Source organism: Tardiphaga sp. vice304 (genome assembly GCF_007018905.1).
Taxonomy (GTDB): domain Bacteria; phylum Pseudomonadota; class Alphaproteobacteria; order Rhizobiales; family Xanthobacteraceae; genus Tardiphaga.
Map to the genome: position 1 here is coordinate 5,499,993 of NZ_CP041402.1, position 12,415 is coordinate 5,512,407.

Consider the following 12,415-nt stretch of genomic DNA (forward strand, 5'->3'; position numbering starts at 1 on the left):
TTACACCGGCCGCCGTTTGGCAAAGCCGCTCCAGGCCAACACGATCAGGCCGAACACCACCGGCGGAAATACCGCGGCGTTGACGGTGGCCCAGCCATAATTGGCCAGCAATTCACCGGACGAGAACGAACCCACCGCCATCACGCCGAACACCAGGAAGTCGTTGAACGCCTGCACTTTGGTGCGCTCCGACGGCCGGTGGGTTTCCATCACCAGCGCGGAGGCGCCGACGAAGCCGAAATTCCAGCCAACGCTGAGCACGACGAGGCCGACCCAGAAGTGCATCGCGCTGGTGCCCGACAGGCCGATCACCGCCGCAACGGCTTCCATCAACAGACCGACCACCACGATACGCGACGCTCCGAACCAGGCGATCAGTGTGCCTGTGAAAAAGCTCGGCAGATACATCGCCACGATATGCCACTGGATGCCGAAATTGGAATCGCTGAGGCTGAGGCCGCAGATCTTCATCGCCAGCGGCGCCGAGGTCATCACTAGGTTCATCATCGCGGTCGACACCACGCCGCAAATGGCGGCGACGATGAAGCGCGGTTGCCGGACGATGTCGAGCAGCGGCCGTCCGCCGCGCAACTCGGAGGCGGCCGGCTTCGGCGCATCGACCGTGGCCAGTACGGCCATGGCGACCAGCGCGATGGCGGCCTGAACACAGAAGCTGAAGGCAAACAGGTAAGGCTGCCAGACATCCATCGTCCACTGCAGCAGTTGCGGGCCGAGCACGCCGGCGAACACGCCGCCGGCCAGCACCCACGACAAGGCCTTCGGCCGATAGCTCGCACTGGCACCATCGGCGGCGGCAAAGCGATAGGCGTGCGCCGCCGCGCCGTAGAAGCCGCCGAACAAATTGGCGATGCAGAACAGCGCGAACGAGCCCTGCAGAATCGCCAGCGCGCCGAGCCCGCCGCATATCACGCCGCAGCCCGAGCCGATCAGGAAGGCGACGCGGCGGCCATAGGCGCGCGAGAGGGCGCCGACCGGCAGCGTGCCGCAGGCCAAGCCTGCGACATAGACCGAGATCGGCAAGGTGGCGAGCGACAGGCGCGGCGCCAGCATGGCGCCGACGATCGCGCCGGTGGCAAAAATGACCGCCGCATTGGCGCCAGCCAGCGCCTGCGCGACCGCGAGCTTGCGCACATTGGCCAGCGCCCGGGTATCGCCGGACGATGGGGCGGATATGGAGCTGGTTCTCATCGGCATTCGCGCCCGGGCCTCGACCAGGTTGATCCGGCCTGCAGGCGCGCGGCAGGAGACGCGACCGCCCGCGCATCGCGCGCCGACGCCTGCACGCCAGACGCCGCCGACGGTTACGGACCGACGGGCAATATGCGGCGATCGGCGATCGCCACCATGACATCGATCAATGTCGGCCGATGGCCGGCTGATCAGATCGCCGGGCCGGGCATCCCCGCACGCTGCGCAGCGCGCCGCCGGACAAAGCCGGTCAGCGCCAGCATCGCCAAGCCGAGGAGGACCGGCGGAAACACCACGGCGTTGACCGTCGACCAGCCGAAGCTGGCCAGCAACTGGCCGGATGAGAACGATCCGGCTGCCATCACGCCGAACACCAGGAAGTCGTTGAACGCCTGAACCTTGTTGCGTTCCTGCGCACGATGAGTCTCCAGCACCAGCGCGGACGCGCCGATGAAGCCGAAATTCCAGCCGACGCCGAGCACGACCAGGCCGACCCAGAAATGCATCGCCGTGACGCCGGACAGGCCGATCACCGCCGCGATGGCTTCGAGCACCAGGCCTGCGGCGACAACGCGCGAAGCGCCGAAGCGAACAATCAGCGATCCCGTGAAGAAGCTCGGGCCGTACATCGCGACCACGTGCCACTGGATGCCGAAATTGGAATCGCTCAGGCTCAGCCCGCACATCTTCATCGCCAGCGGCGCCGAGGTCATCACCAGGTTCATCATCGAATAGGATACCACGCCGCAGATCGCCGCCGCGATGAAGCGCGGCTGCCGGGCGATCTCCAGCAACGGGCGGCCACCATGCAGATCGGCCGGCGCCGGCTTCGGCGCATCGACGGTGGAGAGCAGCGCCATGGCGATCAATGCGACCACCGCCTGCGCGGCGAAGCTGGCGGCAAACAGATATGGCGGCCAGATATCCATGGTCCACTGCACAAGCTGCGGACCCAGCACGCCGGCGAACACGCCGCCGGCCATCACCCAGGACACTGCCTTTGGCCGGTACGCCGCGCTGGCCCCGTCCGCGGCGGCAAACCGGTAGGACTGCGTGGCCGCGCCATAGAGCCCGCCAAAAAACGTGGCGCAGCAGAACAGCGCGAACGAGCCGGAGAGCAAAGCGAAGGCGCCGAGCAAGCCGCATAAGACGCCACAGCCGCCGCCGAGCAGGAAGGCGACGCGGCGGCCATGGCTGCGCGAGATCATGCCGACCGGTAGCGTGCCGCAGGCGAGGCCGACGACATAGACCGAGATCGGCACGGTGGCGAGCGCCACGCTGGGCGCCAGTGTCGCGCCGACGATAGCGCCCGTGGCGAAGATCACCGCCGAATTGGCGCCGCCGAGTGCCTGCGCGACCGCCAGCTTTTTCACGTTGGAGCGTGCAAGGGCATCGCCGGAAAGGTCGGCAGCGGCAACGTCATTCATGAGCAATTCCAACCGGGCATGGCCCGGTCAAGTCCGTGCCTGTTACTCCAAGCGGGAACTATGGCCGCAGCCGGACCGCCGATCAACGTCCGCCGCTGCAGGCGCGCCATGCGCGGGGCGTCAGCCGGCGCGGCCGAATACCAGGATGAGATTGTTGGCCGGCATCGCGACGGTATTTTGCAGCGCCAGGCCGACGCCGGCAGCCACCTCTTCCAGATCCGCGACATCGCGCACGCCCCATTCCGGATTGCCGTTGCGCAGGCTGGTGTCGAACACGGCATTGCTCACCGCGGTGTGCTGGCCGCCCTGCTTGAATGGGCCGTATAGGAACAGCAGCCCGTCCGGCTGCAGATATTTCGCGGCGCCGGCAAGCAGCCCTTCTGCGACATTCCACGGCGCGATGTGCACGACGTTGGCGCAGAAAACGGCCGAGAGCGGTCCCGGACCGGAGCCGTCCTGCATCTGCGGGCACCACGCGGGATCGGTGAGATCGATTCGAACAGGCGCGCGGACGTTTCCGGCCTGCGCATGCATGCGCCAGGCGTCGATGCTTTTCAGATGCGCCTCGTTAAGGTCGCTCGGCCACCATGTAACGTCCGGGCTGCGCCGCGCGAACTCGACGACATGCTGGCCGGTGCCGCTGCCGACCTCGACGACGTCGCCCGCCGCGCGGTCGAGATACGGCGCCAGCGCCTGCCAGATCGCCTCGAAATTGCGGTGATACGCCGGCGCGTCCAGCCGGCCATCGGCTTCGACGCGGCGGCCGTCCTGGCCGAATTGCACCACATAGTCCGCCATGCCACATCCTCGCTGGATCGTCTTCGGAGCCTGTCTAGCAGCATTGCCGTTCGGCGAAAACGCATCGCTGCACATGCCCGGGCCGCTTCGCCGTGGCGCATCTCGAAGGCGGCGTGGGAAGACCGGGGGCTGCGGTTGCCGGCTGACCGCGACGGTGTCAGTTTGCCGGAAAGGCGGGAATCAAACCGCCATCCGATGGAGACGCCCGATGAGACTGCCCCGATTCGCCTTGTTTATGTTGCTGCTGACCGGGGGCATCTCGCCACTGCATGCGCAGACCGCGCCCGCTTCGGGCGGCCCGATCGATCCGGCCGCGATGCAGGATCTGGTGCTCGCCAATCGCGTCCTGACCGACCTCAATGTGATCGACGGCTTCGGCCACGTCAGCATGCGGCATCCCAGCAATCCGAACCGCTATCTGATGGGGCGCTCGGTGGCGCCGGCGCTGGTCGTCGCCGACGACATCCTCGAATACGATCTCGATTCGAATCCCGTCGATGCCCGTGGCCGCAACAGCTTCCTCGAACGCTTCATTCACGGCGAAATCTACAAGGCCCGGCCGGACGTGATGGCCATCGTCCATACCCATTCGCCCGGCGTCATTCCGTTCAGCGTCTCCGGCGTGCCGCTGCGGCCGGTGTTTCACCTCGGCGCCTTCCTGTCGCCCGGCGTCCCGGTGTTCGAGATCCGCGACACCGCGGGCCAGAGCAACATGCTGGTCAGCAACGCGCAGCTCGGCAAGGCACTGGCGGCGACACTCGGCGACCGCAACGTCGCGCTGATGCGCGGCCATGGCAGCGTCGTGGTCGCAGCGACCGTGCCGATGGCCGTGTTCCGGGCGCATTACAGCAACGTCAATGCGCAGCTGCAGATGCAGGCGATGTCGCTCGGCGGCCCGGTGACGTTCATGGAAGCCGAAGAGAGCCAGAAGACGCTCGGCGTGATCGAGCAGATCCACGGCCGCGCCTGGGACCTCTGGAAGCGCGCCGCGCTCGAGAAGATGCCGGGCAAATAGCCGGCGCCGGGTCCGCGGCCGTCAGTGGACGCGGACCTCGATGTCGTCATAGCCCTTGAGGCGATAGACGATCACCGAGACCATCCAGCTCACCAGGAAGATCACGATGATGACATAGCCGAGCGCGCCGAAATTCTCGTTCAGCGCCTCGATGCCGGTCCAGAAGCTGCCGGTCAGATCCAGTTTGCGGCCGATCAGGCCGAGCGCCTCGACGCCGCCGATCAACAGCGCCACCATTACCGACACCAGCGTGATGGTCATGTTGTAATACAGCTTGCGGATCGGCTTGATGTAGGCCCAGCCATAGGCCCGCACCATCAGCACCGCATCGGTGGTGTCGATCAGCGTCATGCCGGCCGTGAACAGCGCCGGAAACACCAGGATCGTCCACATCGACATGCCCTCGGCGCCCTGCGACGCCGCGATGCCGAGCAGCGCGATTTCCGTCGCAGTATCGAAGCCCAGGCCGAACAGGAAGCCGAGCGGGTACATGTGCCAGCTCTTGGTGATGATGCCGAACAGCGAGCGCAGCATCCGGCCGAGCAGGCCGCGCTGCGACATCAGGATGTTGAAGTCCTCCTCGATGAAGCGCTCTCCGCGCTTCACCGCCCGGAACAGCCGGAACACCGACACCAGGATCACGATATTCACCGCGGCGACGGCGAGCAGGAAGAACGCCGAGACGCCGGTGCCGATCAGCCCGCCGATCTCCTTGAAGCCTGCGACCTGGGTCTGCAGGGTCGCCACAGCCAGCGCGACGAAGATCGAGGCAATGACGACGACGCTGGAGTGCCCGAGCGAAAAGAACAGTCCGACTGACAAAGGCCGTTTGCCGGATTGCATCAGCTTGCGCGTCACATTGTCGATCGCGGCAATATGGTCGGCATCGACGGCATGGCGCAGGCCGAACGTATAGGCGAGCACGGCGGTGCCAAGCAGAACCGGCTGATCCTGGAACGCGATCCATGCCCATAGCCAGGCCAGGATATTGGCCGGTATCAGGATGGCGTACATGGTGATGATGCGGCCGCGCTGATTATCCGGGCCATCGTCGAAAAGCTTGCTGAGCATGGGGGTGATGCAGTCCAGTTCCACGGACATTCTCTCAGGAAGGCGGATCGCGCGCAACGCACCATATCGGGCGGGAAAACGCCGCCTTTCCTGCACGCACTAAACCGGATGCCCCGTTTAATGACCCGGCGGGGTGCCTTTGCCGGCCGTTTCTGATAGGGTGGTGGCAGCAATAGCCGCAGCCTGCGTGGCGCGGCCCAATTTGAGGCAGTCATGGATACCGAACCGGAACCGAAGACCCCCGCCGAAATGAAGGAAATCCGCCTCAGCCGCAAGCTGGCGCAGGAGACCGAAGGCATCAAGGCAATGGCCGACATCGCCGCCGCCGATATCGCGATTCGCAAGCGCACCGAGACGCTGCGCGCCGAACGGCTGGCCCGCGAGGCCGAGGCGCTGGCCAATCCGGTCGAGCCGAAGCCGAAAGCCAAGGCCAAGAAGGCCGTCGTCAAAAAGGCCGTCGCCAAGAAGAAAGCCGTCTGATGGCGCGGGAAGAAGACAAATCGGGCCGCGCCGAGCGCGACGCCGCGACCAAGGCCGTGACCGACAACATGGCCAAGCTGCGCGCGGCACGTCTGGCCCGCGAGGCGCTGGCGCCACCGGTCGTCGCCAAGGCAAAGAAGAAGGCTTCTGCCGGGGCCGCGACCAAGCCCGGTGCCAAGCCGAAAGAAAAAAGCCCGGCGCTGGCCGCCTGGCTGGCAGGCCAGCAGAGCGGCGGGCGCCGGACCTGATCGTTTAGACGGCTTCGGGCGCTTTGGCGGCCGGGGCCGGCCATTCGATCATGGTGCGGGTCTTGGTCGCGGAATCGTAGACCTGGATCTGCAGCATCTGATAGGCGTTTTTCAGCTTCATGCCGGCTTCTTCAGCGGCTTCCACCGTGTCGTGATGCGACTTGAAATGGCCATCGACGACCAGCGAATAGCCCTCCGTCGGCGCGCGATCGGCGCGAACGATCTTGCGGGCCTGCGGTTCGTCCATTTCGATTTTCGGCTTTTTCATCGTCGCTCCGGGTGGGGATGGGCTGGGGTGGGATTTGGTGAGGATGCGCCCCGTTTACACGGAATGGCGGAAATTGGCATCGGCAATTGCGGGATGCGAACAGGATGGGCCTCAATCACGGTGCAATTGAGGTGCCGGCGGGTCGATCACCGGACGAACGGCCGTGCCCGCCACGATCAACTTGATCGTGCGCGGAATGGGCTGGTGGCGCGCGCCCTGTCGCCGATGCAACGGCTACATGCGGCAACGCTCATAGACAAGGCCCGAGTGCAGCCCTACGGATACGCCAGAGCTGCGACAAAATAACGGGCGGAAACGCGATGGTCGATATTCCGGCCGGCTCTCATCAGGTACGGATCGATACGGCGCGGCGGACGCTCGGCGCCATTTCGGTGGCGCATTGGGTCAGGCACTTCCACATTTTCGTACTGCCGATGCTGTTTCCGTTTCTCAAGGACCGGCTCGGTGTCTCCTATGTCGACCTCGGCCTCGCCCTCACCGTGTTCGCCGTCGTTTCCGGCCTGACCCAGGCGCCGATCGGCTATCTCGTCGATCGCATCGGCGCGCGAAAAATCCTGATCCTCGGCATGACGCTGGGCGGAGCTGCGCTGATCGCGCTCGGCCTGCATCTCAGCTACCCCACGCTGATCGTCTGCGCCGCACTGCTAGGTCTCGCCAACAGCGTCTATCATCCCGCCGACTATGCGATCCTCTCCGCGCATATGGACGAGACGCGAATGGGGCGGGCGTTCTCTATCCACAGCTTTGCCGGCTTCCTCGGCGGGGCGGTGGCGCCGGCGATCATGGCCGCGCTGGTCGCCGGCATCGGCGGCGCGTCGGCGCTGATCGTGGCGGGGCTGATCGGACTCGCGGTGGTGCTGATGCTGGTCGTGGTCGGCATTCCCGACGCCGGCGCGATGCATGACGCGACCGAGGGCGAGCCCGCGGCGAAGGTTAGCATGATGAATCCGGCGATCCTGCTGCTGACGCTGTTCTTCACACTGCTGGCGCTGTCGCAGAATGGCATCAACTCGTTCGGCATTGTCGCGCTGATCAGCGGCTACGGCATTTCGTTCTCGGCCGCCAATATCGCGCTGACCGCCTATCTCGGCTGCAGCGCGGCCGGCGTGCTGGTCGGCGGCGTGCTGGCCGATCGCACGGTGCGTCACGGCCAGATCGCCGCCGGCTGCTTCGCCATCAACGCCGCGATCGTCTTCACGATCGCCTCGGTGACCATGCCGCTCCTGCTCCTGACGCTGACCATGGCCGTGGCCGGGTTCCTGAGCGGCGTGATCGTGCCGTCGCGCGACATGCTGGTGCGCAACGCTGCGCCCCCGGGCGCCGCCGGCCGGGCCTTCGGCATTGTCTCGACGGGCTTCAATTTCGGCGGTATCGTCAGCCCGATTCTGTTCGGCTGGCTGATGGACAGCGCCCTGCCCGGCTGGGTATTCGGCGCCTCGGCGGCGTTCATGGCCGCGACGGTCGTGCTGGCGCTGGTGTCGGAGAAGCGACCAACGCTATCGTCCCGGACCAGCGAGCGCTAGCGCGCCACGGCGTTCGCCGGGACGACAACAATCTGCTACAGTGCGGCGGCATGCTCACCGTCCGCCACCTCACAAAATCCTATCGTTCGGCACAGGAACAGGTCGCAGTGCTGCGCGGCGTCGATCTCGATGTCGCGCGCGGCGAAAGCGTGGCGCTGACCGGTGAATCCGGCAGCGGCAAGAGCACGCTGCTGCATCTGATCGCCGGGCTCGACGCCGCCGATGGTGGCGAGATCCGGCTCGAGGAGAAGCTGATCACCGGCATGCCGGACGCCGAGCGCGCGCAATTGCGCCGCGACCGGCTCGGCCTGGTGTTCCAGCAATTCAATCTCATCCCCTCGCTCAACGTCGCCGACAATCTCGCCTTCCAGTCGCGCATTGCGGGTAAGCACGATGCCGCCTGGCACAGCGAGCTGATCGAGCGGCTCGGGCTCGCCGCGCTGCTGAAGCGATACCCCGAACAGCTCTCCGGCGGGCAGCAGCAACGCGTCGCGATCGGCCGCGCGCTGGCTTCCAAGCCGCTGTTGCTGCTGGCGGACGAGCCGACTGGCAATCTCGACGAGGACACCGCCGACGACGTGCTGGCGCTGGCGCGCGATCTCGTGCAGCGCACCGGCTGCGGCTTCCTGATGGTGACGCACAGCGCGCGGCTGGCCGCGACGCTGGACCGCCAGGTGCAGCTCCATGCCGGCCTGATCCGGTGAAACGCGCGCTGTGGATCCTCGCGGTGCTGCTGAGCCACTGGCGCCGGCATCCGATGCAACTCGCCACCCTGCTGGTCGGGCTGATTGCCGCGACCGCGCTGTGGAGCGGCGTGCAGGCGCTGAACGAGCAGGCGCGCACCAGCTATGATCGCGCCGCGGCAACGTTCGGCGGCGCACGCACCGCGATGCTGGTCGGCCGCGACGGCGCGACGTTCTCGGAATCTCTTTTTGTCGATCTGCGCCGCGCCGGCTGGCCGGTCTCGCCGATGCTGGAGGGCCGCGTGGCGATCGGTGGCCGTTCGGTGCGGCTGCTCGGAATCGAGCCCGTAACTCTCCCGGTGGAAGCAAGCGCGACGGCGGAAGTCGGCAAAGCCGGCGTGCAGGGTTTCATCACGCCGCCCGGCCAGGCGCTGGTGTCGGCAGAGACGTTGGCGGAACTCGGCCTCGCGGAAGGCGCGACCTCGGCCATCGACGCCACGCTCAGACTGCCGCCGCTGCGCGTGCAGCCGCAACTGACGCAAGGCGTCGTGGTCGTCGATATCGGCATCGCCCAGCAACTGCTGAAAATGCCGGGCGAGGTGTCACGGCTCTTGATCGGCAAGGCAAGCGGTCCGCGCGCCGCGCTGCAAGGCGTCACCGGCGATCAGCTGCGCCTCGTCGAGCCCGATGCCGAGACCGATCTCGAACGATTGACCGACAGCTTCCATCTCAACCTCACCGCCTTCGGGCTGCTGTCCTTCGTGGTCGGCCTTTTCATCGTCAATTCGGCGATCGGCCTCGGCTTCGAGCAGCGCCGGCCGATGCTGCGCACGCTGCGCGCCTGCGGCGTCTCGGCGAGATTGCTCAACGCCGTGCTGCTCGTCGAACTGGTCTCGATCGCGGTGATCGCCGGTTTGGTCGGCCTCGTCTGCGGCTACTTCATCGCCGCGTCGCTGCTGCCCGATGTCGCCGCCAGCCTGCGCGGATTGTATGGCGCGACAATCCCGGGGCAACTGACCCTGAAGCCGCAATGGTGGCTGGCGGGCCTGGCGATCTCGATCCTCGGCGCGCTGGCGGCAGCAATCTCGAGCCTCTTGAAGGCGGTACGATTGCCGCTGCTCGCGGCGGCGCAGCCGTATGCGTGGCAGCAGGCGCAGGGCCGCTGGCTGACGCTGCAGGGCAGCTTCGCGGTGATCATCCTGTTTGGCGCGGCCGGCGTGCTGTGGCTCGGCGATTCACTGGTCGCCGGCTTCGTTGTGCTCGCAGCACTGCTGATTGGCGCAGCATTGGCGCTGCCCGCAATCCTGGGGCTGGTGCTGGCCGCTGGCGAGCGCAGCACGCAACGCCCGCTGGCCAAATGGTTCTGGGCCGACAGCCGGCTGCAACTCTCGGGATTGTCGCTGGCCTTGATGGCGCTGCTGCTGGCGCTGGCCGTCAATGTCGGCGTCGGCACCATGGTCGAAAGTTTCAGCCGCACCTTTACGGGATGGCTCGACGGCCGGCTGGCGCCCGAAATCTATCTCGCCGCCTCCAGCGAAAAGCAGGGCGCGGAGATACGCTCCTGGCTGAAGCAGCGGCCGGAGGTGCAGGCCGTGCTGCCCGGCAGCCGCACCGACGTGCCGATCGCCGGCCTGCCCGTCGAACTGCTGGGGTTCGCCGATCACGCCACCTATCCCAACCAATGGCCGCTGCTGGAATCGACCAGGGACGCCTGGGACCGCGTCAAGACCGGCAACGCCGCGTTGATCAGCGAACAATTGTCGCGACGGCTGAAGCTCGGCATCGGCGACACCGTCACCGCGCCGACGCCGGCCGGCGCGTGGAAGCTTGAGGTAGTCGCGATCTATGCCGACTACGGCAATCCGAAGGGGCAGCTCGGCGTCGCCATCGACGCGCTGATCGCGCGCTTTCCGGACATCTCGCAGACAAGGATGGGCGTGCGCGTCGCCCCCGCCGATGTGCCGGCGATGATGACGGCGATCCGTGAACGATTCGGGCTCGACGGCCGCAGCCTCGCCGACCAGTCGACCGTGAAGACGGAATCGCAAAAGATTTTCAACCGCACCTTCGCGGTGACCGCAGCGCTCAACGCCTTCACGCTCGCGGTCGCCGGCGTGGCGCTGCTGACTAGCCTGTTGACGCTGAGCCAGTCGCGGCTGCCGCAACTGGCGCCGCTATGGGCGATCGGCATCACGCGCAAACGGCTGGCCGGGATCGAACTACTGAAGACACTATCGGTGGCGCTGATCACCGCGCTGCTGGCGCTGCCGCTCGGCCTCGCGGTGGCGTGGTGCCTGATCGCTGTGGTGAATGTCAAAGCGTTCGGCTGGCGGCTGCCGTTCCATGTGTTCCCGCTGCAATTGATCCAATTGCTGGGCGTGGCGATGCTGGCCTCGCTGCTGGCAGCGCTGCTGCCGATCATCAAGCTGTTGCGGATGCAGCCGGCGCAACTGGTGAAAGTATTCGCCAATGAACGGTAGTCTCTCGCGACGCGGTTTTGTCGGTGGATTGGCTCTGCTCGGCCTCGGCAGTCCGCGCGCAGTCGCGCAGGGATTTGCCGGCCTCGGTCGTGACGCCGAGGGTTTTGCCGCGGTGACGCCCGGACGCGTGCTGAGTTTTCCGGCCGATCACGGCGCGCATCCGGAGTTTCGCATCGAATGGTGGTACCTCACCGCCAATCTCACCGACGCTGCGGGAAACGCTTATGGCGCGCAATGGACGCTGTTTCGCCAGGCGATGACGCCCGGCGCGCAAGGCGACGGCTGGGCCAATCCGCAGATCTGGATGGGCCATGCCGCGGTGACGTCGGCCTCCACACATCATTATGCGGAAGCGTTTGCACGCGGCGGCGTCGGCCAGGCCGGCGTCACGGCGTCACCGTTCCGCGCCTGGATCGATGCGTGGGAGATGCGCGGCGGCGATGGCTTCAATGATGCGACCGCCGCACCGCTCGACGTCACGGCGTCGGGCCCGGCGTTCAGCTACGCCTTGCAGCTGGAGGCGCAACAAGGTCTGGTGCTGCAGGGCGACGCCGGCTACAGCAAGAAATCCGAACGCGGCCAGGCGTCGTATTATTACAGCCAGCCGTATTTCGCCGCGCGCGGCCAGCTCACCATCGACCGCAACACCGTCAAGGTCACAGGCCGCGCCTGGATGGACCGCGAATTCTCCAGCCAGCCGCTCGCCTCCGACCAGACCGGCTGGGACTGGTTCTCACTGCATCTGGCCTCCGGCGAGAAGCTGATGCTGTTCCGGCTGCGGCAGAAGGACGGCGCGAACTACTTTTCCGGCAACTGGATTCGTCGCGATGGTCGCTCCGAGCAGATCGCATCCAGCGAGATCGCGATGACGCCGACGGCCTTCAGCGAAGTTGCGGGCAAGAAGATCCCGACCGCATGGAAGGTCGGCATCGCCGCCCGCGGACTGCAGATCGACACCGTACCGCTGAACGCACAGGCGTGGATGGGAACGAGCTTCCCCTATTGGGAAGGCCCGATCGCCTTCGCCGGCAGCCAGAGCGGCGTCGGCTATCTGGAAATGACGGGGTATTGAGGGAGCACTTCCTTCACCCTCCCTGGAGGGGGAGGGTCGGCGAGCAGTCCGCGAAGCGGATGCGAGACGGGGTGGGGGGACGTGATGCGCGCGTCTCCACCGCTGTCACCCCACCCCGCT

12 protein-coding genes are annotated in these 12,415 nt (G+C 66.4%); 7 read left to right on the plus strand and 5 right to left on the minus strand.

Translation table 11 applies throughout. The features are described from left to right. The 3 genes from FNL56_RS26200 to FNL56_RS26210 all read right to left on the minus strand — a co-directional run bounded on the left by FNL56_RS26200 (position 1) and on the right by FNL56_RS26210 (position 3,434). Positions 1-1,215, minus strand: a complete 1,215-nt coding sequence (locus FNL56_RS26200) for an MFS transporter (RefSeq protein WP_143575728.1) — start codon at positions 1,213-1,215, stop codon at positions 1-3. A gap of 185 nt (positions 1,216-1,400) precedes the next feature. Next, the gene (locus tag FNL56_RS26205; RefSeq protein WP_143575729.1) at positions 1,401-2,636 is read right to left on the minus strand and encodes an MFS transporter; all 1,236 of its coding nucleotides are present in this window, start codon (positions 2,634-2,636) and stop codon (positions 1,401-1,403) included. 120 nt (positions 2,637-2,756) lie between these two features. Beyond that, entirely contained in the window at positions 2,757-3,434 is a 678-nt protein-coding gene (locus tag FNL56_RS26210; RefSeq protein ID WP_143575730.1) for a DUF938 domain-containing protein, read from the minus strand. Between the two features lie 208 nt (positions 3,435-3,642). Between FNL56_RS26210 and FNL56_RS26215 the strand changes: the two genes are divergently transcribed. Beyond that, positions 3,643-4,449: a class II aldolase/adducin family protein gene (locus FNL56_RS26215; RefSeq protein WP_246660798.1), complete on the plus strand. Its 807-nt coding sequence runs from the start codon at positions 3,643-3,645 to the stop codon at positions 4,447-4,449. Positions 4,450-4,470: 21 nt separating this feature from the next. Here the strand turns inward: FNL56_RS26215 and FNL56_RS26220 are convergent, their stop codons facing one another. After that, positions 4,471-5,520, minus strand: coding sequence for a HoxN/HupN/NixA family nickel/cobalt transporter (locus FNL56_RS26220; RefSeq protein WP_143575731.1), 1,050 nt, complete (start codon positions 5,518-5,520; stop codon positions 4,471-4,473). A 213-nt stretch (positions 5,521-5,733) separates the two neighbouring features. Between FNL56_RS26220 and FNL56_RS26225 the strand changes: the two genes are divergently transcribed. After that, positions 5,734-6,000, plus strand: a complete 267-nt coding sequence (locus FNL56_RS26225; protein ID WP_143575732.1) for a transcriptional regulator — start codon at positions 5,734-5,736, stop codon at positions 5,998-6,000. Next, complete coding sequence (locus tag FNL56_RS26230; RefSeq protein ID WP_143575733.1) at positions 6,000-6,248, plus strand: hypothetical protein; 249 nt, start codon at positions 6,000-6,002, stop codon at positions 6,246-6,248. The genes FNL56_RS26225 and FNL56_RS26230 overlap by 1 nt, the downstream gene beginning before the upstream one ends. 4 nt (positions 6,249-6,252) lie before the next feature. On the opposite strand, the gene FNL56_RS26235 is transcribed toward FNL56_RS26230, so the two are convergent. Further along, positions 6,253-6,516, minus strand: a complete 264-nt coding sequence (locus FNL56_RS26235; RefSeq protein ID WP_143575734.1) for a hypothetical protein — start codon at positions 6,514-6,516, stop codon at positions 6,253-6,255. Between the two features lie 320 nt (positions 6,517-6,836). Between FNL56_RS26235 and FNL56_RS26240 the strand changes: the two genes are divergently transcribed. The 4 genes from FNL56_RS26240 to FNL56_RS26255 are packed head-to-tail and all read left to right on the plus strand — an operon-like array spanning position 6,837 to position 12,295. Then, entirely contained in the window at positions 6,837-8,060 is a 1,224-nt protein-coding gene (locus FNL56_RS26240; RefSeq protein ID WP_143578424.1) for an MFS transporter, read from the plus strand. A 50-nt stretch (positions 8,061-8,110) separates the two neighbouring features. Beyond that, entirely contained in the window at positions 8,111-8,764 is a 654-nt protein-coding gene (locus FNL56_RS26245) for an ABC transporter ATP-binding protein (RefSeq protein ID WP_143575736.1), read from the plus strand. Further along, positions 8,761-11,223, plus strand: coding sequence for an ABC transporter permease (locus tag FNL56_RS26250; RefSeq protein WP_143582463.1), 2,463 nt, complete (start codon positions 8,761-8,763; stop codon positions 11,221-11,223). The genes FNL56_RS26245 and FNL56_RS26250 overlap by 4 nt, the downstream gene beginning before the upstream one ends. Then, on the plus strand, positions 11,213-12,295 hold the full coding sequence (locus FNL56_RS26255) for a lipocalin-like domain-containing protein (RefSeq protein ID WP_143575738.1): 1,083 nt from the start codon (positions 11,213-11,215) through the stop codon (positions 12,293-12,295). The genes FNL56_RS26250 and FNL56_RS26255 overlap by 11 nt, the downstream gene beginning before the upstream one ends. The last annotated feature ends 120 nt before the right edge of the window (positions 12,296-12,415 follow it).

What these genes read in the sequence shown, in the direction of transcription:
- FNL56_RS26200 (WP_143575728.1), bottom strand. Translation starts at nt 1,215, where the DNA reads ATGCCGATGAGAACCAGCTCCATATCCGCCCCATCGTCCGGCGATACC.
- FNL56_RS26205 (WP_143575729.1), bottom strand. Translation starts at nt 2,636, where the DNA reads ATGAATGACGTTGCCGCTGCCGACCTTTCCGGCGATGCCCTTGCACGC.
- FNL56_RS26210 (WP_143575730.1), bottom strand. Translation starts at nt 3,434, where the DNA reads ATGGCGGACTATGTGGTGCAATTCGGCCAGGACGGCCGCCGCGTCGAA.
- FNL56_RS26215 (WP_246660798.1), top strand. Translation starts at nt 3,643, where the DNA reads ATGAGACTGCCCCGATTCGCCTTGTTTATGTTGCTGCTGACCGGGGGC.
- FNL56_RS26220 (WP_143575731.1), bottom strand. Translation starts at nt 5,520, where the DNA reads ATGCTCAGCAAGCTTTTCGACGATGGCCCGGATAATCAGCGCGGCCGC.
- FNL56_RS26225 (WP_143575732.1), top strand. Translation starts at nt 5,734, where the DNA reads ATGGATACCGAACCGGAACCGAAGACCCCCGCCGAAATGAAGGAAATC.
- FNL56_RS26230 (WP_143575733.1), top strand. Translation starts at nt 6,000, where the DNA reads ATGGCGCGGGAAGAAGACAAATCGGGCCGCGCCGAGCGCGACGCCGCG.
- FNL56_RS26235 (WP_143575734.1), bottom strand. Translation starts at nt 6,516, where the DNA reads ATGAAAAAGCCGAAAATCGAAATGGACGAACCGCAGGCCCGCAAGATC.
- FNL56_RS26240 (WP_143578424.1), top strand. Translation starts at nt 6,837, where the DNA reads ATGGTCGATATTCCGGCCGGCTCTCATCAGGTACGGATCGATACGGCG.
- FNL56_RS26245 (WP_143575736.1), top strand. Translation starts at nt 8,111, where the DNA reads ATGCTCACCGTCCGCCACCTCACAAAATCCTATCGTTCGGCACAGGAA.
- FNL56_RS26255 (WP_143575738.1), top strand. Translation starts at nt 11,213, where the DNA reads ATGAACGGTAGTCTCTCGCGACGCGGTTTTGTCGGTGGATTGGCTCTG.